Annotated in this window: 21 protein-coding genes and 2 pseudogenes; 11 read left to right on the top strand and 12 right to left on the bottom strand. The window is 58.6% G+C overall.

Features of this window, described 5'->3' with window-relative positions:
* Window positions 1-389, top strand: a 389-nt coding sequence (locus BMY30_RS15585) for an ISAs1 family transposase (protein WP_139195535.1), incomplete at its 5' end; no start/stop codon positions are given.
* On the opposite strand, the gene BMY30_RS15590 is transcribed toward BMY30_RS15585, so the two are convergent.
* The 3 genes from BMY30_RS15590 to BMY30_RS15600 form a co-directional block, all read right to left on the bottom strand.
* Window positions 361-663, bottom strand: a complete 303-nt coding sequence (locus tag BMY30_RS15590; RefSeq protein WP_089715389.1) for a hypothetical protein — start codon at window positions 661-663, stop codon at window positions 361-363. The two genes, BMY30_RS15585 and BMY30_RS15590, sit on opposite strands and share 29 nt — an antisense overlap.
* Before the next feature lie 894 nt (window positions 664-1,557).
* Window positions 1,558-2,238: an RraA family protein gene (locus BMY30_RS15595; protein ID WP_089715391.1), complete on the bottom strand. Its 681-nt coding sequence runs from the start codon at window positions 2,236-2,238 to the stop codon at window positions 1,558-1,560.
* Window positions 2,239-2,300: 62 nt separating this feature from the next.
* Window positions 2,301-3,236 (bottom strand): NAD(P)-dependent oxidoreductase, encoded by a 936-nt coding sequence (locus BMY30_RS15600; RefSeq protein WP_089715393.1) that lies wholly within the window; start codon window positions 3,234-3,236, stop codon window positions 2,301-2,303.
* Window positions 3,237-3,654: 418 nt separating this feature from the next.
* Here BMY30_RS15600 and BMY30_RS15605 point away from each other — a divergent pair, with 418 nt between their 5' ends.
* From BMY30_RS15605 to BMY30_RS15625, 5 genes are all read left to right on the top strand, one after another.
* A complete protein-coding gene (locus BMY30_RS15605) occupies window positions 3,655-4,623 on the top strand; it encodes a tripartite tricarboxylate transporter substrate binding protein (protein ID WP_211607373.1) in 969 nt (322 codons plus the stop codon).
* 67 nt (window positions 4,624-4,690) lie between these two features.
* A complete protein-coding gene (locus tag BMY30_RS15610; protein WP_089715395.1) occupies window positions 4,691-5,149 on the top strand; it encodes a tripartite tricarboxylate transporter TctB family protein in 459 nt (152 codons plus the stop codon).
* Window positions 5,149-6,645: a tripartite tricarboxylate transporter permease gene (locus tag BMY30_RS15615; RefSeq protein ID WP_089715398.1), complete on the top strand. Its 1,497-nt coding sequence runs from the start codon at window positions 5,149-5,151 to the stop codon at window positions 6,643-6,645. Before BMY30_RS15610 ends, BMY30_RS15615 begins: the two co-directional genes overlap by 1 nt.
* A 241-nt stretch (window positions 6,646-6,886) precedes the next feature.
* Window positions 6,887-7,519, top strand: coding sequence for a GntR family transcriptional regulator (locus BMY30_RS15620; RefSeq protein ID WP_089715401.1), 633 nt, complete (start codon window positions 6,887-6,889; stop codon window positions 7,517-7,519).
* Window positions 7,520-7,548: 29 nt separating this feature from the next.
* Complete coding sequence (locus BMY30_RS15625; RefSeq protein ID WP_244516243.1) at window positions 7,549-8,334, top strand: aminotransferase class V-fold PLP-dependent enzyme; 786 nt, start codon at window positions 7,549-7,551, stop codon at window positions 8,332-8,334.
* Window positions 8,335-8,419: 85 nt separating this feature from the next.
* Here BMY30_RS15625 and BMY30_RS15630 read toward each other — a convergent pair.
* A pseudogene (locus tag BMY30_RS15630) lies at window positions 8,420-8,698 on the bottom strand (integrase core domain-containing protein); the annotation flags it as partial.
* Between BMY30_RS15630 and BMY30_RS15635 the strand changes: the two are divergent.
* Window positions 8,667-8,885 (top strand): annotated as a pseudogene (locus BMY30_RS15635) (integrase core domain-containing protein); the annotation flags it as partial. The pseudogenes BMY30_RS15630 and BMY30_RS15635 sit on opposite strands and share 32 nt — an antisense overlap.
* Before the next feature lie 30 nt (window positions 8,886-8,915).
* Here the strand turns inward: BMY30_RS15635 and BMY30_RS15640 are convergent.
* Window positions 8,916-10,172 carry an ISL3 family transposase gene (locus tag BMY30_RS15640; protein ID WP_089715407.1) on the bottom strand — a complete coding sequence of 419 codons (1,257 nt, stop codon included), beginning with the start codon at window positions 10,170-10,172 and terminating at the stop codon, window positions 8,916-8,918.
* A gap of 153 nt (window positions 10,173-10,325) precedes the next feature.
* Here BMY30_RS15640 and BMY30_RS15645 point away from each other — a divergent pair, with 153 nt between their 5' ends.
* Window positions 10,326-11,477: a hypothetical protein gene (locus tag BMY30_RS15645; RefSeq protein WP_089715409.1), complete on the top strand. Its 1,152-nt coding sequence runs from the start codon at window positions 10,326-10,328 to the stop codon at window positions 11,475-11,477.
* Window positions 11,478-11,743: 266 nt separating this feature from the next.
* On the opposite strand, the gene radC is transcribed toward BMY30_RS15645, so the two are convergent.
* From radC to BMY30_RS15675, 6 genes are all read right to left on the bottom strand, one after another.
* A complete protein-coding gene (radC, locus tag BMY30_RS15650; RefSeq protein WP_089715411.1) occupies window positions 11,744-12,241 on the bottom strand; it encodes a RadC family protein in 498 nt (165 codons plus the stop codon).
* A gap of 11 nt (window positions 12,242-12,252) precedes the next feature.
* Entirely contained in the window at window positions 12,253-12,864 is a 612-nt protein-coding gene (locus BMY30_RS15655) for a lambda exonuclease family protein (protein WP_089715413.1), read from the bottom strand.
* A 60-nt stretch (window positions 12,865-12,924) separates the two neighbouring features.
* Window positions 12,925-13,662 (bottom strand): ERF family protein, encoded by a 738-nt coding sequence (locus tag BMY30_RS15660; protein WP_089715415.1) that lies wholly within the window; start codon window positions 13,660-13,662, stop codon window positions 12,925-12,927.
* A 10-nt stretch (window positions 13,663-13,672) separates the two neighbouring features.
* Window positions 13,673-13,858: a hypothetical protein gene (locus BMY30_RS15665; protein WP_089712602.1), complete on the bottom strand. Its 186-nt coding sequence runs from the start codon at window positions 13,856-13,858 to the stop codon at window positions 13,673-13,675.
* 107 nt (window positions 13,859-13,965) lie between these two features.
* Window positions 13,966-14,934, bottom strand: coding sequence for a DUF932 domain-containing protein (locus BMY30_RS15670; RefSeq protein ID WP_089715417.1), 969 nt, complete (start codon window positions 14,932-14,934; stop codon window positions 13,966-13,968).
* 65 nt (window positions 14,935-14,999) lie between these two features.
* A complete protein-coding gene (locus BMY30_RS15675) occupies window positions 15,000-15,317 on the bottom strand; it encodes a hypothetical protein (RefSeq protein WP_089715418.1) in 318 nt (105 codons plus the stop codon).
* A 745-nt stretch (window positions 15,318-16,062) separates the two neighbouring features.
* Between BMY30_RS15675 and BMY30_RS15680 the strand changes: the two genes are divergently transcribed.
* Both BMY30_RS15680 and BMY30_RS15685 read left to right on the top strand, forming a co-directional pair.
* Window positions 16,063-16,776, top strand: coding sequence for a YagK/YfjJ domain-containing protein (locus tag BMY30_RS15680; protein WP_170840169.1), 714 nt, complete (start codon window positions 16,063-16,065; stop codon window positions 16,774-16,776).
* A gap of 332 nt (window positions 16,777-17,108) precedes the next feature.
* The gene (locus BMY30_RS15685; protein ID WP_170840170.1) at window positions 17,109-18,557 is read left to right on the top strand and encodes a YfjI family protein; all 1,449 of its coding nucleotides are present in this window, start codon (window positions 17,109-17,111) and stop codon (window positions 18,555-18,557) included.
* A gap of 140 nt (window positions 18,558-18,697) precedes the next feature.
* On the opposite strand, the gene BMY30_RS17710 is transcribed toward BMY30_RS15685, so the two are convergent.
* Entirely contained in the window at window positions 18,698-19,426 is a 729-nt protein-coding gene (locus BMY30_RS17710; RefSeq protein WP_139195537.1) for a hypothetical protein, read from the bottom strand.
* Between the two features lie 428 nt (window positions 19,427-19,854).
* On the opposite strand from BMY30_RS17710, the gene BMY30_RS15690 reads away from it, so the two are divergent.
* Complete coding sequence (locus BMY30_RS15690) at window positions 19,855-20,853, top strand: tyrosine-type recombinase/integrase (protein WP_089715426.1); 999 nt, start codon at window positions 19,855-19,857, stop codon at window positions 20,851-20,853.
* Window positions 20,854-20,868 lie beyond the last annotated feature (15 nt).

Genomic DNA, 20,868 nt, shown 5'->3' on the forward strand with positions numbered 1-20,868 from the left:
ACTGGCTGCAGAGCGCCCATCAGTGGCCAGGCCTGAAGGCCGTGGGGCGCATTACTCGCCGTCGTGAGCTGGCTGACAAGACCACCGAAGAAGTCGCTTACTATCTCCTGAGTGACGCGCTGTCGCCGGAGCAGCTGGTCGACGTGACACGCGAGCACTGGGGAATAGAGAATCGCCTCCATTGGGTGCTGGACGTCACGATGCAGGAAGACCAGAGCCGCCATCGCCGAGATCATGGCCCTGAGAACCTGGCCCTGCTGCGCCGACTGGCGTTCAATGTGGCCAAGTTAGAGCCTTCCAAAGGGTCTATGAAAGGAAAGCGAAAGCAAGCAGGCTGGAATGACGACTACTTGCTGAGCCTCATTCGTCAGTTCGCTCAACTGCGATAGCCCTGGAGCCGTCCTGCTTCACCAGTTCCGTGTCCAGGAGATCCACCAACTCGTCGCCCAGTACCTTCCTGGGCTCGCCGGCCAGGGCATCCGCCACGCTGATACCCAGGAAATCCTCGATATTGGCACTGACCTGGCGAATCCGTCCCAGGTTGGCATCCAGGCTCACCAGGCAGCCCATCGGCTGGATAGCGCCAGGGATATGCACTGGTTCACGGGCACAGGCCTCGAGGGCGGCAGCGATCTCGGCATCACTGTAATGGGTGTTGGACATGCACGAGCTCCGGGCGGTGGGGTCAAAGGGTGGCCAGGACAGCGACGGGTCGTGAGGCATCGAGGTTCTGACTGAACCTAGCGTAGACCTATCGTGCCATGCTGGCAGTGGTGGTCTTGCCCTGTCGAGCGCGATTTCCGAGGGGATGCCGTACATGTGCCCTCTGGAATGTCCGTCTGGTGGGCCATCCTGGCGAAATGAGCGCAGCAGAAGATGATGCTGCGGGAGCGCCTAGAGATGCCTTAAGAGCCGAGAAAGGTCGTTAGTTTGACGATATACCCACACCGAGCTCAGCAGCCAAGTAGCTGTGCTGCGAGATTCTCGGGAGTGATCCACTATACATGGCTTAACGCCGCGACCGCGGACTTCGGTCTGCCCGCAGGGACAGATCATGATCCAGGTGCCATCAGGTACCGGCTTCATCTCGATCTCGTCCATGAGGGCTCCCACCGTGTCATAGCACCGTAGTCCGGACGGCATATTGCCGCCGTAAGCCAGTGCCGACGGCGGATGTACGATTCGATTGATCCTGAGACGCGCGGGGGTGACCATGCTCGCTTTTTATCAGGAGGTTTGAATGCTCACACGCTGGCTTCTGTCACTGATGGTCGCGTTCCCGGAGTTGGTCCAGGCCGACGATGCTTACCTGGGCGGCGAGCGTAGCGTTGGCAAGGCCGGACGCGGGTCGGAGAACTAAGGTATAGCTCATGGCTACGGTCGCGCTCAACGATGACGGCCATCTCCTTTCCTTTAGGCTCACCCCCTAAGGGGATTACTCAGACGAAAAACCAACAAGTGCCCAGGATGGCGCAGCTCTGTGGTTCTTTATCCGAGGATCGGGAGTCATGTCTATAGCCATGCACCGAAGTTCAACACTATAGACATGCTGTAGTACTATGGCTCGAAGCTGCAATTTTTCTGTGACAACACCCGATCAACCCAGCTGCGATCGCTCTTTCTTGCACGGATCTGCGCCAGCTCCTCCAGTTCAGCACTCTGCTTGGCATTCGCCGTCCTCAGGATTTCCTCAGCCTGGTCCCTGGGGACACAGAGAACACCATCTTCATCGCCGATGACCAGATCACCTGGCATCACCACCATTCCATCAATGGAAACCGGTACATTGATCTCCCCTGGGCCATCCTTGTAAGGCCCCCGATGAGTGACACCGGCAGCGTAGACCGGAAGGCCGAGTTTACGGATCTCGTCCAGGTCACGAATGGCACCATTGATGACGATACCTGCCAGACCGAGCGCTGCCGCATGGTGGGCCATCAGCTCTCCCATCATGGCGTTGGTCAGATCCCCGCCTGCATCCACAACGACGACATCACCCGGAACGGCCATGTCCAATGCCTTGTGGAACATCAGGTTGTCTCCCGGGCGAGTCTTGACCGTCAGCGCTGCTCCAGACAGTCGCCTTCCCCCGCCATGGTAGGGGCGAAGCCTGGTCCCGGCCGACGTCATCCGAAACATCGAGTCGCTGACATTGGCGACGGGGACATCATCAAAGGCTTTCGCCAGGTCAGGGGCAACAGCTGCCGCGCGGTCGAGTACACGAAATCCTAAGCTCATCACTTCATTACCTTTGCTGGTTCGCGCCTGGGCGCATGTTTTAGTTAGCTCTTCGGCCCATATCAATCGACATCGAGCTCCGCCAGAACCTTGCTGACGACTTCGAGTCCTGTTCTTCGAAGCCCCTCACGAGTCGAGCCACCGATATGCGGGGTGGCGATAAACCCTGACTGCTGGAGGAGTGGAAGATCTGGAGAAGGTGGCTCCTGCTCGAAGACGTCAGAGGCAGCGCCGCCGAGGTGTCCTCTTGCCAGCGCCTCGGCAAGGGCTGATTCATTGACGACACCTCCCCTTGCGCAGTTGATTAAGAAGGCCCCTTCGGGAAGCGCTGCCAACTCCTCGCTACCGATCATTCCCCGGGTGGCATCGTTAAGGCCGACATGCAAGAACAACAGTCGGCTCGACGAAAGAAGCTCACGGAGAGTACCGGCACGGCCTATTCCCTTGGGCCAGGCATCAACGGGAATCCCGGGATCATAGGCAGTCACCGAAACGCCGAAGCCTCCTTCAAGCCGCTTAGCAACAGCCTTTCCGATTGCGCCGAGCCCGATGATGCCGGCCGGCAACTCACTGACTTCCCAACCGATCCGCTGCGGCCCCGTCAGGGGGGTTCCTCGCTGCAATGCAAGGGTGTGCCCTATCAGGTTGCGCGTCAGAGATAGCGCCATGGCAACCGCCAGGTCAGCGACGGACGCCGCATTGACCCCCGGAGTGGAAACCACTTCAATCCCCTGTCGCTCCGCTGCCTCTACATCGATCGTATCGGTTCCAGCGCCGTGCTTACCGATCACCTTCAACTTCTGCGCCTTGGCAATGTCGGCAGCACTCACTTGATGGCTGCGAACGATGATGGCATCCGCCTTGTCGAGCCAGTGCTCGATGCCTTTCTCTTTCCAGGTCACCACATGCACGTTGGTGCGAAGCCTTTCGATGGCCTCTTCGTGGATGGGCTCCAGCACATAAACGGTGAACCGCTCTGCACCATCGGGTTTTGTCATTTCTCGTACTCCTGTCTTCAGACGAAAGGAAGGCCTGGGCCAATTCACGTCACTGCCGGCCAACCCCCGGTCATCGCGAGTTGCTGGCGATTACCCCCGACCGGGCCTTTGCACTGGAACCAGCACGAAATGCTCATGGATTCCAAACGCACTCCGGTCACAAAGTGATCAACTCAAGTACAGGAAAAGTACATTGCGGATGCAGATCGAACAAGGAGATTTTGAGGCAGTCCTCGATATTTCAGCTTATACCAAAGGATAACATCATATAATGTATTGTTTTATATGATTAAAATTCCCGATATGTACAGTTGTCATGGATGAACCTAGAATTGCCCTTGACGCAATCATGCGCCAGTCTCAGTGTTCTCTGTATCCAGAGTCTGGATGCGCAATCACTACAAAAGGAAGAGCTCCAATGAATGCAAAAATGCCGATCACCCTTATTGCCGCGGGCCTGCTGGGAGTCGCTGGCATGAGCAACGCCTGGGCCAGCTATCCCGAGCGCCCGGTGACGATGATCGTTGCCTATAGCGCCGGCGGCGGAACGGATGTGGCCGCTCGCACACTGGCCCCCTACATCGAGGAACATCTCGGGCAATCCATCACCGTGCTCAACAAGCCGGGAGCCGGAGGGGAGATAGGTTTTACCGCGCTCGCCCAGGCGGAGCCGGATGGCTACACCTTCGGCTTCATCAACATCCCCAACATGCTGGCGATCCCGATTCAGCGTGAAGCACGCTACTCCATGGATGACATCGATCCTGTCGCCCAGATCGTCTACGATGCCGGCGCCCTCAGTGTTCGCTCGGACAGCGAAATCGACTCACTTGAGGAACTGGTCGCAGAAGCGAAGGAAAATCCCGGCACCGTCACCTATGGCACCACTGGTATCGGCTCCGACGATCACCTGGCGGTGCTCTCGTTCGAACGCAAGGCCGACATCAAGCTGCGCCATATCCCCTTCCCTGGCGCGGCCGACTTACGTGCGGCCACCCTGGGCGGACACATCACCATGGCGAGCATGAACATGAGTGAATCCGTTGATGACATGGAGGCAGGTAACCTGCGCATCCTGGGTCAGATGGCGGAAGAGCGCTGGGAAAGCGCCCCTGAGGTTCCGACCTTCCAGGAGCAGGGCTATGACGTGGTGATGGGATCGCATCGCGGTATCGGCGCTCCGGCCGATCTGCCGGAAGATGTGTTCGCCGCACTGAGCTCTGCAGTGGAGAAGGCTGTTGCCGATCCTGAATTCCAGGAAAAGTCCTTGCAGCAGGGCCTGCCCATCTCCTATCAGGGACCGGCCGAGTTCGATGCGCAGCTGGATATGCTGAATGACGAGTTGCTGGAACTCTGGAAAGACCAGCCCTGGGCACAAACTAACTAAGTCTAATGACGGGGGCATGTCGGCTGGACCGGCATGTCCCTCCCTGTGACGACACCTGGAAGCTACTATGCCAAGGCCCTTGATTGAACTGGTCTGTGCGCTGCTCGTGGGCGGACTGTGTATTGCGGGATTCGTGGAAGCGACAAACTATACGGGACCTTCGGGATATCTACCCAAGGCCGTTATGCTCCTCGCGCTGCTGCTTTCGTTGATCTGGGCACTCCAGAGTGCCTTGTCACTAAGAAGGAGGGAGAAGGGGATCACTCAGGAGCCGGGGAATCTGTCGAGAACAGTCCTGTTCATGGGCTCATCCCTTGCCTACGTCATAGCGATTCCCTTCATCGGCTATTTCACTGCAACGGTAGTGTTCATACCGGTAGTTTCCAGGGCACTGGGGTACCGGAAGATTCATATCCTGCTGGGAGCGCCGGTCGTCTTCGTGGTCGCACTCTACATCCTGTTCAGCTTCGTCCTGCAGGTCCAACTGCCTGATGAACTGCTGCTTCAACTCGTGGGTATCCGCTAATGGACATACTCAATCACATCATGTCGGCACTTCCGCTGATATTTTCCGTAGAAGTGATCATCGCCATGATCATCGGCACCGTCGTGGGAATCACGGTAGGGGCCCTACCGGGTCTGTCGGCAACGATGGGCATTGCCGTGCTGATTCCCCTTACCTTCACTATGGAGCCACTGGTGGCCCTCGGCATGGTCGCCGGCATCTACAATGGGGCCATGTATGGCGGCTCCATCCCAGCCATTCTCCTGCGAATTCCTGGCACACCAGCGGGCATCGCCACCGTCTTTGACGGCTATCCCATGGCGCAGAAGGGCCAAGCTCGCCTGGCATTGAAAATATCGTTGGTCTCTTCTGCCATCGGCAGTGCCGTCAGCGCCGTCGCCCTTCTGGCACTGGCGCCTCCCCTGGCCGCCATCGCCTTGAAGTTCGGTCCCGCCGACTATTTCTGGCTGGCTCTCTTCGGCATGACGACGATTGCTGTTCTGCTGAGCAGCAACCCCGCCAAGGGACTGCTCAGCACTTGCCTTGGTCTGGTGGCTGGGATGGTCGGCATCGACGCCATGACCGGATCGGAGCGCTTCGCTTTCGGAAGCATGGATCTATTGAGCGGCATCAACATCATCGTGCTGCTGACCGGCCTTTTCGCAATTCCACCGGCGATCGACCTGGCGGCAAAGAGCATCTTCGAGAAGAAGGCGACCCAACTCGACTTGCCGGACGAACGGGTCCGGTGGAAACCCTTTATCCCCGTCTGGATAAAGTCTTCCGTCTTGGGGGTCGTCATCGGCATCATTCCGGCGCTGGGCGGGAACATCGCGGCCGTCCTGGCCTGGAACGAGCAGCGACGATCCGATCCGAACAATGACCAGTACGGCAAGGGCGAGCCCAAGGGAGTTGCTGCACCGGAGTGCGCGAACAACGCTGATACCGCGGCAACGCTGATTCCCGCCCTCACGCTTGGTATACCAGGCAGTGCTGTTGCCGCCGTCATCCTCGGTGCCTTGCTCGTGCACGGCCTGCGCCCCGGTCCTCAGCTGTTCAGGGATGACCCCGAGATTGTCTTCGGTTTCATGCTGACTATGTTTGTCACCGCGATCCTGATGTTTGTGATCGGTCGCTTCGGGGCACGGGCCTTTGTCCACGTGCTCAAGGCACCGACCACGCTTCTGGCTCCGATGATCATCTGTCTCGCGGTCGTGGGGATCTACTCGATCCACAACAGCATGTTCGAAGTCTGGCTGATGCTATTCTTCGGCGTGCTGGGGTATGGCATGGAGCGCCTAGACATCCCGACCGCGCCTGCCGTGCTGGCTGTCATCCTGGGCCCCATGGCGGAAGAGTCGCTGCGTCGGGCCCTGCTGATCTCCGGTGGGTCTTTCGACTATCTGGTGCAGAGCTGGATCTCTTGGATCATCATCGCCATGATTGCTGTGACGCTGATCGTCCCTTTATGGAAGCGTCTGCGGAGGTCGCAACCCTCTAGTGGAGATCAGGAATAAGCCCGTGGGGTCTGCCGGCATCAGTGACTGTAAGAGTACTGATGCCGGCAACGCGGGACAGGCCCCGAGGTGAGGGTCACGCCACTAGCTCCAGGCAGAGACGGATTCTTGCGGACCGGGGTGCTCGTTGCAGCCATGTCAGTTATCATCAGCACTAGGACCGCTCCCAACAACCACTTCCTCGGCTCCTTCTCACCCTCTCAACGACGGCTCTCGTAAAACCCATGTTTCGAGTCCTGCAATGAAAATCGGCGAACGAGTCTATCAAACGCTGCGGCGTCGGCTCATGGTGAACCACTACGAACCTGGAGCTCACTTACGCGAAGAGGTAGTGGCAGAAGAGCTCGGCGTCAGTCGAACTCCTGTCAGGAATGCCTTCCATCGACTGATTTCTGAGGGGCTACTAAGTCAGGAAAAAAGCCGCGGAGCGACCGTCACGGGATGGAGCAAATCGGACACAGAGGACATCTTCAAGCTCCGAATTCTTCTCGAAGGGCACGCTGTTGCCCTTTCAGCGCAACATATCACCACTGAACAGCTCGACGAGCTGATCATGGTAAATGACGGCATGCGGGAAGCCATCGCCGGTAAAAGCACCGATCGAATAGAAAAAATCGCTCAGGCAAACAAACGCTTCCACGAAGGGCTATTCGATGCCTCGGGACAGGGATACTTGCGCATGTTTGCTCGAACACTGCTGCATCTTCCTATGGTAAGCGGATTCTTTATCTATAGTCGTGATGAGATGGAAGAAAGCGTCCGTCAGCATCAGGAAATCATTACAGCATTGCAGGCTGGCAACGAAGATTGGGCAAACGCTGCCATGACGTGTCACCTGAACGGTGCACTGGAACGGTTTCGCCGGTCCCGTTGAGCAGAATCGGTATACACACTACCCGACGAGTGCGTCCCGACACCCGCATTGCCACGATCCTGCATACCAGCCCGCTCACCGGCATGAGCATGGACATCGCCGAGATCGCACAGGCGATTCGTGCCGTGACCCCGGAGTGCATAATCATCGTCGACGGCATCCAGCATGCGCCACATGGTTTCCTGGCCGTCGATGACTATGGTGTCGATGCCTACGTCATCTCGCCCTACAAGGCATACTGCCGTTTCAATAACGGCTATGCCTGGCTCTCCGGTCGGCTGAGCGTGGTTGATCATGACCGACTCTCAGGCAAGCCAGCCGATGCCTGGGAGTTGGGCAGCCGCGACCCGTCGGCCCTGGTCGGTGTCAGCATGATGATCGACTATCTCGACTATCTCGACTGGCTCGGCGCGCACTTCACCGATGAATCGTCACGCCGTGCTCGCCTGCTCGCGGCCGGCCAGGCGATGCAAGCCCATGAGCGCGCCCTTGTGAACCGGCTGCTGCATGGTGGCACGGGCCTGCCAGGGCTTTGCGACTATCCCGGATTACATCTGATTGGGCCGGCGGATGCGCCGCAGCGCGAGGGGGTAGTGTCGTTTGCCGTTGAGGGGATCGAAGCCAAGCATATCGTCGCCGAACTCGGAGACCGGGGAATACGCGTCCATGCACGAACCGATGATGTCTTCTCCGGCAATATTCTGCGACCGCTGGGGCTGAAGGCGGTCACTCGCATCTCAATGGCACATTACAATAGCCCTGAAGAAATCGATGCTTGCCTAGCTGCTTTGGCTGAGATATTGCCGCGGCCCTGAGAGCCTTTGATTTGTACAAGTCATGGCCGTGGGTTCGTGGTTATTTTCGGTGGAATTACCCCGGTTTAGTGGACGGTACACGGCTTCAGCCTGAGGCAACCACATGCTGATGTTCGAACTGTATAGGAATGGCATAGCGAATCGCCGAGTGGCGGCGATGTGGGTTGTACCATCCTTCGATGAACGCGAAGTCCGCCTTCTTCGCCTCTGCCGGCGTGGCGAACCGCTTCCTGCCGAGCAGTTCGCATTCCAAGGTGGCAAAGAAGCTCTCGGCAATCGAGTTATCGTAGCAATCTCCGACCGATCCCCTCGAGGGCCAAACGGAGACCTTCCGGCAGCGCTCACCGAAGGCAATAGAGGTGTATGCATTACGTGATTACCGCGCCACCCTGGATTGGTACGGGTTCCAGGCCTCGATGTGCCGCAAAGGGAACTGCTGGGACAATGCGGTCATGGAGCGCTTCTTCCACTCACTGAAAAGCGAGTGGCTGGCAGGCCAACGGTATGCGAGCCGACAGGCAGTACGGCGGGACGTGATCGACTACATCGAGAGTTAGTACAAACAGCGGTTCTTCGTCGTTTCATGTGGATTTGGCCTGATCAAGCAGGCGCCCCACAGGGCTGCCGATCAGGTAGATCATCGCGATGAAGTTGGCCCCGTTCCGGTAGCCGCGTGCGCGTGATCGGGCCGCCTGGAAGAGACCGTTCATGCCTTCCAGACGCGCGTTAGTCAGGCCGGAGATCCAGCGCCTCACCACCTGCTCAGCATGCCGCTCCAGCGTCGTCAGGGCCTTCGCCATCGGCGTGAGCAGTGCCTGGCCACTGACGGCCTCCCGCATGACCCTGAGATAGTTCGTGATGCGCCACCGGGCAGCACGCGGCGTCGGCGCCTTCTGAATCCAGCGCAGCTTTTCCTTGATCACCCAGGCATCGCCAGTGGCCCCTTGGTCGGCCACCAGCTCCTGGAGGGCGGTGATCTGGTTGGCCGTCAGGTTGCCGTTATCCAGGTTCTTCAAGACCGCCCAGCGGAGGGCGTTGGGATGCCCCTTCTCACGGCGCTCTTTCTTGCGAACCTCGTCCAGCGCCTTGGTGAAGGTCTGCACGATGTGGAACCAGTCGACCGTCACCTCGGCGTTGGGTAGGTTCTCGGCAACGCCGCTCAGGAAGGCCTGAGACATGTCGCAGACCACCTCGACCACGTTGTCCGGGTCGCCGCCATGCTCCGCCAGAAAGGCGCTGAAGGCCGCGATGGTGGCCTTGCCATGCCCCGGCACGGCGAAGATCACCGGCTCCTGCTTGCGCTGCATGTCGAGGAACACCGTGACGTAGCGCTGGCCGCGTCGTGAGGCCGTTTCATCCACCCCGACAGTGGCCACGTTGGACAGATCCAGTTCCCCCAGCATGCGGCCCACGCAGTGGTGCACGATGCGCCACAGGCGCTTGTCCGAGATCTCCAACTGCCGGGAGACGGCCAGCACCGGCATCTCTTTGACCAGCGACATGGCGGCCTGCTCGAACAGCAGGGTGAAGTCGCTGCCCGGTCGCGCCCAGGGCACCTCGATGCGCTTGACGCCATGCTCGGGGCACTTGGTGCGGGGCACGCGGGCGTGCAGGTAGCAGTGGTGCTGAAAGAAGTTCAGGTGTCGCCACGTCTTGTCGGCAAAGTCATGGGCCGGGCAGGCCTTGCCGCACTCCGGGCAGGGGTAGAGGCTGCCGCGGTCGGCCTCGACATAGAGATCCAGGCGGTGGGGTGACACGGAGGTATCCAGGTGTTGGTCCTTGAGGATCCAGGGCGCTTCCAGGCCTAGGCCGAGGGTCAGAATCTGGGTGCCGTCCATGCCATACCTCCTGTCCATTGAAGGTCATATCCTGGCCCAGCTCAGGGGGCGAATTCCACACCCAACGACGAAGAGCCATTGAAATAATCATTTGGATTTCCTACTTTTATAAGGTGCAACGAAATCGGAGCAATCGAAATAGGAGCTATAAAGATGAGACAACGCAATCTTCTGCCGCTGTCACCCATCCTAACGGCCGGTGCGGTGTTAACCATCACCAGTGCGGGCTTCTTGCCGGCTACTGCTACGGCGGCTCCATGCGATTCCGCTGCAACCGTCGTTTCTGACTTGTGGAGCGAGCACGAAGACATCGTGAAGCAGACCGGCCCCGGAGATAAGGCCGAAATCGTAGACAAGATGATCACTCGCTGGAATGACCTAGCGGACAATAGCTGGGCGAAGATCGGTCCCCGTATGCTGGAGTTCGGTAGCACCCAGAAAGGGACGATCCGAAGCAAGGGGACGCGGGTATTCGTAAGCCCCCACCCGGTTTACGGCGAGATCGATCTGACGATCGAAAAGGTGGGCATGCGCGGCAAGACGTATGTCGAGGCCTGCAAGTTCCCCGAAGGCTTGGATTCGGGCGAGGAAATCTGGTCGTTCACTATCGATCCCGGCGGTCAAAACGTCGGCAAGCAATGGAGCCGGACATTCGACAACGTCGACAGCCATATCGTCGCGGTTAAGTTCGCGGGCCAGAGCTGGGCTAAGGGAATGGAGTACCAGCTCAGCGCCAGCACGGCAGGCAGCACGAACACGAAGCGGTCCGGAAGCACCGCAGTGTCTCACTCCATCATCATCGACGGCACCGCCGCTTCAGGGCGCACCAAGTACACGATCGAAGGCGGCGGCACACTGAATCAGATGAAGGGCAATTTCGCCGGGCACAACGTCAGCATCCAAGGCAACGACAAGGTTAGCGGCAATCACGCAGAGGGTTACGTAGGCAACGGCATAGATGGCTATGCAGTGAGCGGCGAGTTTCCCGATATCCTGCTTGAGAACCCGGACAACGCGGCGGTCTACGTTGACGGGAAAGAATACCATTCCATCGTGATTGACGGCAGCGCCGGCTCCGGCAGTACGAAATACACAATCTCGGGCGGCGGCGACCTGGAACAGGTAAAGGGTATCCTCGCCGATCACAAGGTGACCATCCAAGGCAATGACAACGTCAGCGGCAACAGCGCTGAAGGATATGTTGCCGGCGGTGAGGACGGTTTGCGGGTGTTCGGGTCCGTGCCGAATGTCAACCTCGCCAACCCCCAAGCTGCCGTGGTCTATATCGACGGCCAGCAGAAATAGTGCTCATGCAATCTGGAAGGGGGCTTCAGCCCCCTTCCATTCTTGCGGGCCTCCTCTCTTCGGCCTATCGCGAAGATCTTGTTCTGAGGCAGCGGCGAGAACGCCGCCGATGCCGTACCGGTTCCTAAAGTTGGCTGAGCCTTATGTGTAATCAGGTTACTTTTTAGACCTTTTGACACCTGCCATGCAAAAAAGAAGCATCTGGCAGATGTTCCACCACAGCGTCTCCTCGCGGGAAGCGCTGTGGTGGCTGGTATGCCGTCAGGTTACAGATACCTTCGCTCCGCAAAGGAGACACACCCCTCGCTCCCAACCACGATGTGATCGATGACCCGGATCTCCACCAAGCCCAGCGCTTCTTTCAGGCGCTGGGTGATGCGCCGGTCGGCGTCGCTGGGGGCCGGATCGCCCGAGGGGTGGTTGTGTACGAAGATCACGGCAGCGGCGTTGTGGGCCAGGGCACGCTTGACGACTTCGCGAGGATAGACGCTGGCCGAGTCGATGGTGCCTCGGAACAGCGTCTCGAAGTGGATGAGGCGATGCTGAGTGTCGAGGAACAGGGCACTGAACACCTCGTGCTCGTAGCCTTGGAAGAGCACCTGCAGATAGTCGAAGACCAGGTCCGGCCGGATGAGCTTGCGTCCTCTGGCCAGCCGCCGTCTGGCGAAGGCCTGGGCGATGCTGACCAGCTCGGCCTCGGTGATCGGGGCGGTGATGTCATAGGTGCCGGCGACTTCGCCGGCCTTGAGCTTGCGGTGGTTCATGGTGGTTCTCCTCAGGCTGCCATCACCAGCGCCATGCGGCGCTCCAGTTCCGCGTAGAACGCCTCGACCCGCTCGGCGATGGTGCGGATCATTGCCTCGTCGCGGTAGGCCCGCTTGACGAACAGCGGCATGCCCGGCCAGTAGCTGACGAAGTCTATCCACTCCCGTTCGCTGACCCACAGGCCGCCCTGGCACTGGGCGACATGCTCCTGGGGCAGCTCTCCCTCGAGCAGCAACTCGATCTGGTACTTGGGCAGCTTGGTCTTGATCTCCACCAGGCCACGGCTGTCCACCAGGCAATCCGGTGAATAGCCCACCCCGTGGTTGAGGATGATGCCGACCTGCTCCAGCCGGGGCAGGCCGGTGGCCTCCTGGTAGAGCTCGCGGGCCACGGGCTCCAGTTCGTGGCCCCGCTGGGTATGGCCATTGCCCTGAAAAACATCGCTGGGTTCGCCGGTGATGCGCTCACCGATCAGCTGGTGCATGTAACTCAGGGCACCGGCACCGAAGCCTGACGGCCCCTTGCCCTTGACCAGCAGGGTCTTCAGCTCGGACATGGTGACGATGCCCAGACGCGCGGCATGCCACTCAGGCGTGCCCTGTTCCAGTGTCAGGATCTGCATGACGATCTCCTTTTCGATGACACGGCATAGGCGGCGAGGGGGGTGCCCCTCGCTGGCCGGTCAGTGACGTTGACGGTTGGGCTGTGCCCGCTTGTGCAGGGAGGCCCGCAGCTTGTCGAAGTCGCCGCGTGGCACCCGTTCAGCCTCGCCGTACTTGCCGACGAACCATTCCTGGGTGGCGGGGGGACAGACGGCGATCAGCTGCCTGAGCTGGCCCGCCTGGAAGGGCGTGACCAGCTTGACCGGAGCAGCGGCATGGCCGTTGTCGTCCTGGCCGCGGGTGGTGATGTTGAGCAGGGCGCAGAGCACGTAGCGCTTGCCGTAGCTGGTCGAGGAGCCGAAGGCCTGCACGGCGTTCTTGCTGCCACTGGTGTCCGCTGGCAGCAGCATGCTGGTCTCCTCGCGGTGACCGTCCTGGTGCATCAGTACCCCGGTCACCTGGATGCCGCGCTCCTGGGTCTGGATCCGGAAGCTCACCGCGAAGCCGTGCTTCTGCATGATCGGGCGCACGGTGTCGACGATGTCCTCCAGGGTGGCGTAGGCGCCGTTGTTGCCCTGGCCGCGCTCGGCGATGCTCGGCAGCTCCGTCTGCATGGCCGCCATGGCGGCGCTGTAGGCCATCAGGGCCTGGCGATCGAGGACGCGCTCCTGCATCTGCAGCAGACGCTCCATCTTGTCGATGTCGACCTCGGGATTGAGGGCGGCCCGCTCGATCACCTGGATGATCGCCGTGCTTTCTTGAAGGGGCTGGGTGACGGGTGTCTTGCCGTTGGTATCGGGGTGGATGGGAGTGGCCATGGGGATCTCCTTACTGGTAGCGGTTGATGACGTCCTGAAGCTGGTCGGTAGGGACCGGCTCCAGCGACACGACCACGCGATAGAGATGGCCCTTGGCCAGCACGTGGGTCTGGGCTTGGTGCTCCCTGGCCTCCAGCAGCTGACGGGTCAGCTGGGTCAGGGCGCGGCAGATCTCGAAGGTCATGGGCGGTTGCATCGGCGCCTCCAGAAACAAAAACGCCCAGCCGTAATGGGCTGGGCGCTATGCCGTGGTGTGGGAATGAGTAAAGGAATAACGAACTACCAAGGAAGGGACGACGACGATCAGCTCACCAGCGCCATGGCCGATTCCAGGGCCTTGTCCTTGAGACTGGCCCCCTGGCCGAACCAGGCCGAGTCCATGCGATAGTCGTTGCTGCGCGCCCGCTTCTCATGGTCGACGTACTCGGTCACCGCATTGAGCAGGCCCCATGCCGTGTCCCTGGCGGTACACAGCTGGGAACCACGTCCCTCTCCCTGGTAGAGCGCCTGTACCCGATTCAGGGCGCGGACGTTGGGCAAGCCGGCGGGATCCGCCAGCGGCGCCTCGGCATTGCAGATCACCGACTGGAAGTAGGCCTGGGCCTCGGAACGGGTGACCCGGCGCTCGGCCAGGGTCTTCATGCGGACCATGAAGTCGTCCCATTGCGCAACCGAGATGCCCAGCTGCTGCTTGACCAGTTGCGGGCGGAACTCGGTGCTGTGCGGTACCTTCACGCCCTGAGCCATGCCATCCACGGCGATGGTCAGGGTGTTGTTGCAGACCACCCGTACCGAGGTGGGCGTGGCCACCGTCGCCAGCGAGCCATCACAGGACGTGGCCAGCAGCAGGTAGGCATTCACCTGGTCCTGGCCCTTGATCGCAGCGCCCAGCCCACTGCGGGCCAGTGCCCAGAACTTGCGCCCGCCCTTGAGCACCCCGGCGGTCTCCAGTTCATAGCCGGCGTACTCGGTCAGGTCGCGATAGAACTCCAACACCTCCTCTGGCTGGACTACCTTGTAGCGCTGGGAGACCACCGACAGCGGGGCTCGAGTATCTGAGCGGTAGAGCACCTTCTGCTCCGGGAAGGAATGGATGCTGCCCAGGTGCCCCGCGTCATCGGCGATAAAGCGCACCGGGGAAGCCTCGATGTGCCAGTCCATGCCGGCCTGCTGCCGCCAGACCTCCAGCGGTTGATGACGCGACAGTTGCTGCCCCAGGCCATGCCAGGGGGTGTCGCCGACGTAAGCCATGTGTTCGATCTGATGTGCCATGAGAAACCTCCAAGATGAAAAAAGCCGGCAAGTCGCCGACAGAGGGGAAGAAAGTGGGGGATGGATCAGTCAAGCACCCGAAAGGCATGGCCGCAGCCCAGGCAAAGCCAGGGCGAGCCTTCGCCGGGCGGAAACAGGTGCTGGACCATCTGATGGCCGGCGGCAGCCCCGGCGATACCGCTCGATGCGGCGGCGATCACGGCAACGGCGACACGACTGAGGGGGAAGTGCGCCGAGGAAGCCGGTAACCGGCCAGGCGTATAGAGCGCTACATAGGCGCCCTTGAGGGAGCCGGCCAGCGCGCCGGTCGCCGTCCCCAACTTACGGGCGGTCTCGAGGTTGATCACGCGCGGCGAGACACAGCGCGAGCAGGATGGGGGCATGTCATGTCTCCTGTGCCGGTGGAAAAAGCCTGGGAAGGGCTTGGCTCACAGGAGTGATATAGGTCTGAAAAAAAATACAATCGTCGCTCATGGTGTGAGCGAGTGCCGAGCCTCTGTGGCTCGTCGTTATCTCATCAATAAAATGGAATTATTTTCTATTAGCTGGGATAGACGGAAAGCCGGGATCGGAACGCCGCAATGGCTCATGGAGAGTGGGACACAACCCCCCTACTCCATCGGGCTGTTCCCCGCATGACTGACGGTACTAAGTAGTATGCATACGCAGAACACCACAGGAATACCACCAGGGAGGAGGCCTAACAGAGCCGACGATCCTTACCTATAGAACCACAGGAGATAACCCGTAGGGGGAAAGCCATAGCCAACAGTAGGAGGTCGCTTACCTAGCGACCCTCCCTCAGAGACACATACCGACAGTGACACCAGTAACGGTCCTTCCAGAGAACCAGGGGACCTGACCCCTCAGTAACCCTGATGCCTTCACCAGGGCTATCAGCTGATCAGTGACTGACACGGGGCGTGGGGCCGAAGGCCATGACCACGCGCGTGTCATACCCCGCCAGAGCCTATCCCCTTCCTGCACAGGACGATGGCTGCGCGTTGTAACGCGCCATCGCCTTGGTGTGGGCTAACCCTTCGACCCTTTCACGATGACACCGCCCCGTTGGACACGGCCTCAGTGCCGTGGGCATCCGCGTGGCTGTCTACCAGGAGACAGATGATCATGACACTCAAGCCAACCGTCGGACAGCGCTTCCGTAAACGCCACCCCGACAATCCCGCGCTACGCCTGTGGTTCGATCAGTACTACCACGACATGCGGGTCCAGACCTCATGGGGACCGTTGATCGAGAACTACCTGTATACCCTCCTCCGGGTGATGAACCGAGCACGCCACGCCAATAGTCGAACCTACGCGATCCGCATCGATCTGCGTTTCCCCGAGGCCATGCCGGTCAGTTCCCTGTTGGCCAGTAATGCCGCGATGAACAAATTCTTCAAGGGACTGGACTGGGAACACGGCCTGATCAAGCTCAAGTACCCGCATGACATGCGCTACGTGTGGGTACGGGAGCAGAAGAACAGTGACAAGCCCCATTACCACGTCCTGCTGTTGTTCAACGGCAATGCCCTGCAAAGCCTCGGGCCGTTAAGCGCCTACGTCGGCAAGGGCGCCACGGAGGCATTCGCAGCGGACACCCTCTACCACCGCATTGTGCGCGCGTGGGAAGGGGTCATCGGCTGGCCAGCGGAACATATGGTGGGACTGGTCAACGTCTCCAGGGATAAGGTCACCGAAAAGGTCATTACCTTTGACTTCAAGAAAGACGACCAGGCCACCTTCGAGCAGCTCTTCTTCGCGGCGAGCTATCTGTGCAAGGCGCACACCAAACCCATCGCTCAAGGGGTGCATTGCTGCGATGGGAGTCGCCGGTAGCCACCCTCCTGCCCAACCACATAAGACTAATGTCTAGTGACCAAACGCCAGCCTTAATTTGGCTTTCTCCTATCTCAGTGGGCGGAATTCTTCGCCGATTCCTCTATGCCACTGCTTTTTTCGCTATGCCATAGCGAGAATATCAACAGCACCGGGGCAAGAGCTGTATGGAATACAATTCCTCAATCACAGAAAACACTCAATGTCAATAGATGTACTTGATTATCTACTCCGAAATTAAGCACAGCTCCTGACGAGCATTGCCGGGCTTCTCTACTGTGGCGATGTCGAGTTTGATGCTCGGCATTTTCAACAACCACAGGAGATGCCACATGGCCTATCCGTTTAATCAACACCCTCGCCTGCTGCTACCACCGGGACAGCTCCACTTGAATGAACCTGCAGATACACTTTTTGTACGAGCGGCGATGGAACTGAGCAATAACCTACAGGTACCACTTGACATGGTGCTGTATGCATTGGCGTCGGTGATCAGCACCACAGCTCAAGGACCCTACCGTGTCCGGTTACCAAATGGTCAGATCAAACCACTCAGCTTGGCGGTTCTGATCATCGTTGCCTCGGGTGGACGTAAGTCGACGCTGCTCAAGCACTTGCTCGCTGCGATACTGAAAATCGAACGGGAGGAGCGTCAAGCCTACCACAAGCGCTTGGAGAGCTATGAAGCTGAGCTGGCCCAGTGGGAGGCAGAACGTGATGGTCTATTGCGTGCCATGAAACATCAGCGCAGCAAGGGGCTTCCGACCGAGGAGGCCAAACAAGCCCTGAATGAACATGAGACCTTGAAACCGACTCGTCCGCGACGGTTTCGTCTGGTCTTCGAGGATACCAGCCCATCCCCCTTGTTCACCCACCTCGCGAAGGGAATGCCCAGTGCCAGCCTGATTACGGCAGAAGGCCAGACGCTGTTCGATAGCGCGATGCTCAAGTCCGTAGGTAAAATATGTGGGCTGAACAGTGGAGATCACGTAACCGTGGATCGTGCCAACCAGCCACCGCTAGAGCTGGATGAGGTAAGCTTAGGGATTTTGGCCATGACGCAACCTGGCGCCCTCCAGAAACACCTCGAGACCATGGGTGAAGAGGCAAGAGAGATCGGGCTCTATGCTCGTATGCTGGTTTGCAAGCCAGCATCCCTAAATGGTCAGCGTTTTCTCGACCCAGAAGCCCCCACCCCAACCTGGGATGCGTGGCGGGAATGCGAGGCGCGACTGGAAGCGCTGACTCGGGAAAATCTCCAATTGCTGCGTGCTCCCGAAACAGAGCCCACTATCGTAACCTTTGACGATGAAGCGGGGAGCATGTGGGTTCAGTATCACAATGAGATCGAGGCGGAAATGCGGCCGGAGGGTCGCTTCCCTCACAGCCAGGATCACGCTTCCAAGATATCGGAAATAACCGCACGGATTGCTGCGAGTCTTCACCTGCTTATAGCACAGGATGACCTAATCACCAAAGCGACGCTGCTGCAGGCCATCGACTTGTCCAACTGGTCCTCAATGCAATTCCATGAGGTGTTCGAACCATTACCACAGGTGTGCCGGGATGCTCAACTCCTCAACGTGTGGTTTCAGGATCACCGCAATCGAAACATCCGTTTCCTGCCCCGCACGTGGGTCCGCCAGCGGTGCCCGAATTCGTTGCGCAAACGCGACCGACTCTTGGGGGCCCTTGATGAATTGCAGGCGCATGGACAAGTCATGCAATTCATGGACGGCAAGACTGGAATGCTGGACTTGATGCCTTGGATGCCATTCTAACCGCCGACGGCTCAATTCGTAATGCCAAAGCTGTAATTCAGGCATTATACAAGCGATGCCCCCACCCTTCGGGATGGGGGCATTTTGCGTTTTATGTCACGCGAATAAGCTGTATAGAGCAGTCAGCGTACAGTCAGTGGCTACTTACGAGGGCGACTTTTGCTTCGGTCAAACTTATCATAAACCGATTTAACATCTTTAGTATGTTCTAATAGATCATAAATTTCGTCCATGAGTTTATCGCCCTTCTGTCGGACGGGAAAATGCTGCTCCTCAGCGATACGCTCAATCGCCTTGGCAAGCGTTCGGGCTGCATGGTCAGTATCAGCCCAACCTCTTTGTGCGTCTGGATGGTGCTCTAGCTGTGCTTTAACCAAGGCGATAAGGATGACGTCTTCTTCATTCCGCTTCAATGATCTGGCATTCCCACCGCTTTTTACTTTTTCGGCATGGGCACGCTCTCTTCTTCCACAAAAATCTTCGGCACATGCCCAGTGATAGAACCCCCACCCCAAAGATTCTGCCATCTCAACAGAAATCTCAATGTGATGCTTTATACGGGCACCCCCCTCAGGCATATCCTTCCGCTCGGAATAATACTGAATCATTAGGTGTCGAAAATAGGCTTCCTGGACCTGTGAAGCAAACCAATGCCAGCACATCTCCTCAGTAAGATTCATTGGACGGTCAAGTATTTCTGGCTCATCCAAACGCCAGTATTCTTTTGGGTTAACTACTCCGTTAAAAATATCATCCTCAATATCCTCAAGAGAAGGACCAGGAGCAATGCCATTAATGGCAAATTTACGATCTCGCAATTTTTTTTGTAGCTGAAGGGCCTTTATATTCATGTTGGAAATGAGATCCACAAAGCCTCCTATCAAACAGTATAAATACAGACCTTGAATATACCCTATTATCAAACAAAACAACACATAAGAACAACTTTTCCGGGCTGCCATAGCCTGCCACACACAGACACCTCGCTCACAAAAAAACAACAATGTCAAGAGGAGCGCTTCTTCCTTTATTAAAAATTAAGCACAAAGATTAAAGCGCGCAAATGATCCCGCCATGATCTCCCAGACCATTAAGCCAAGGTAGTGAGCATGAGCAACAAACTACTTAGACCAGAGCACGTGGCTGAACGCTTGGGGATGAGCCTCAGCTGGGTGTATGGCAACAAACACAGCATCGGCTATGTCCAACTGGGCAACGCCGTTCGCTTTGAGTCCGAGGTGGTTGAGGAGTACGCTAAACGTTGCAGGCGCGGTCCTCAGCGGAAGGAGGACCGGAAATGGGATACACAGTCTCGCACAGGAAAGATCGCGGCGCGTGGGTCGTCCGCTGCACAGTCAACGGCCAGCGTACTCAGCGAACTTTTCGCACAGAAGGAGAAGCAAGGCAGTACGCGCTGAAGGCAGAGGCTCAGCGCCAGGAGGACGAGTTCAATGGTGTCATGGGCCGCAAGCCCAAGTACACCTTCTCCGAGGGGCTGCAGCGCATGGTCAGCGAATACGATGTCCGCTCTCAGAAGCAGCACATCCTGCTGGTTGCCAGGTGGATGGATGAGCATGCCCCTGGCGTGATCGTTGGGCAGGAGCTGCTGGACGCAGCGCGAAGGATGCAGAAGGCTCTCAAGGAGAAGGGACTGGCGCAGTCGACCATCAACAACCGCACTCAGGTCGTCAAGCGGGTACTCTCGCTGTCGTACCGCGAGTGGGACTGGATCGACCTGCCGCTGGACGGCAAGCTCCGCAAGCCATCTCCCAAAAACGAGCGCCATATCTACCTGTCCGAGAAGGAGCTCGCCGAACTGCTTGCAGCAGTGCCGGAGCGCTACAAGATCGAGCGGAAGGTCATTCTGCTGGCGATGCTGACCGGCATGAGGCGTGGGGAGTTGATGGCACTGGAATCAGGGAACGTCTACAACGGCCGCATCGTGCTCAGGCCCAACCAGACGAAAAACGGGAAACCAAGGATCATCCCCTTGACGGATGAAGCTCTACCGCTGGTGGAAGGCCTGCCGTTTGATACGACTGGCGATAGGGTACGTGGTGCATTCGAGAAAGCCAGGGAGAAGATTGGTCGCCCTGATATTCGCTTTCACGATTTGCGTCACTGCTACGCCTCACTGCTGGCCAGCAAGGGTGAAGCGCTGACAAGCATCAGGGATCTACTGGGTCATTCGTCCCTAACGGTGACAAGCCGTTATGCCCATGCAGATCCGGCAAGGTGGGAAGGTGTGGTAGCGAAGTTGCCGCGGATCAGCAACCAAACCGCAACCACACATTGATTAAATGTGAGCCTT

Origin of the sequence: Halomonas daqiaonensis (genome assembly GCF_900109725.1) — a bacterium.
GTDB classification, from domain to species: domain Bacteria; phylum Pseudomonadota; class Gammaproteobacteria; order Pseudomonadales; family Halomonadaceae; genus Halomonas; species Halomonas daqiaonensis.

Excerpts from the sequence above, each read along its gene's own strand:
- BMY30_RS15615 (WP_089715398.1), top strand. The coding sequence starts at position 5,149 with ATGGACATACTCAATCACATCATGTCGGCACTTCCGCTGATATTTTCC.
- BMY30_RS15655 (WP_089715413.1), bottom strand. The coding sequence starts at position 12,864 with ATGCAGATCCTGACACTGGAACAGGGCACGCCTGAGTGGCATGCCGCG.
- BMY30_RS15670 (WP_089715417.1), bottom strand. The coding sequence starts at position 14,934 with ATGGCACATCAGATCGAACACATGGCTTACGTCGGCGACACCCCCTGG.
- BMY30_RS15640 (WP_089715407.1), bottom strand. The coding sequence starts at position 10,172 with ATGGACGGCACCCAGATTCTGACCCTCGGCCTAGGCCTGGAAGCGCCC.
- BMY30_RS15590 (WP_089715389.1), bottom strand. The coding sequence starts at position 663 with ATGTCCAACACCCATTACAGTGATGCCGAGATCGCTGCCGCCCTCGAG.
- BMY30_RS15685 (WP_170840170.1), top strand. The coding sequence starts at position 17,109 with ATGGCCTATCCGTTTAATCAACACCCTCGCCTGCTGCTACCACCGGGA.
- BMY30_RS15690 (WP_089715426.1), top strand. The coding sequence starts at position 19,855 with ATGGGATACACAGTCTCGCACAGGAAAGATCGCGGCGCGTGGGTCGTC.
- BMY30_RS15605 (WP_211607373.1), top strand. The coding sequence starts at position 3,655 with ATGAATGCAAAAATGCCGATCACCCTTATTGCCGCGGGCCTGCTGGGA.
- BMY30_RS15610 (WP_089715395.1), top strand. The coding sequence starts at position 4,691 with ATGCCAAGGCCCTTGATTGAACTGGTCTGTGCGCTGCTCGTGGGCGGA.
- BMY30_RS15595 (WP_089715391.1), bottom strand. The coding sequence starts at position 2,238 with ATGAGCTTAGGATTTCGTGTACTCGACCGCGCGGCAGCTGTTGCCCCT.
- BMY30_RS15665 (WP_089712602.1), bottom strand. The coding sequence starts at position 13,858 with ATGCAACCGCCCATGACCTTCGAGATCTGCCGCGCCCTGACCCAGCTG.
- radC (WP_089715411.1), bottom strand. The coding sequence starts at position 12,241 with ATGAACCACCGCAAGCTCAAGGCCGGCGAAGTCGCCGGCACCTATGAC.
- BMY30_RS15660 (WP_089715415.1), bottom strand. The coding sequence starts at position 13,662 with ATGGCCACTCCCATCCACCCCGATACCAACGGCAAGACACCCGTCACC.
- BMY30_RS15645 (WP_089715409.1), top strand. The coding sequence starts at position 10,326 with ATGAGACAACGCAATCTTCTGCCGCTGTCACCCATCCTAACGGCCGGT.
- BMY30_RS15620 (WP_089715401.1), top strand. The coding sequence starts at position 6,887 with ATGAAAATCGGCGAACGAGTCTATCAAACGCTGCGGCGTCGGCTCATG.
- BMY30_RS15680 (WP_170840169.1), top strand. The coding sequence starts at position 16,063 with ATGACACTCAAGCCAACCGTCGGACAGCGCTTCCGTAAACGCCACCCC.
- BMY30_RS15600 (WP_089715393.1), bottom strand. The coding sequence starts at position 3,236 with ATGACAAAACCCGATGGTGCAGAGCGGTTCACCGTTTATGTGCTGGAG.
- BMY30_RS15675 (WP_089715418.1), bottom strand. The coding sequence starts at position 15,317 with ATGCCCCCATCCTGCTCGCGCTGTGTCTCGCCGCGCGTGATCAACCTC.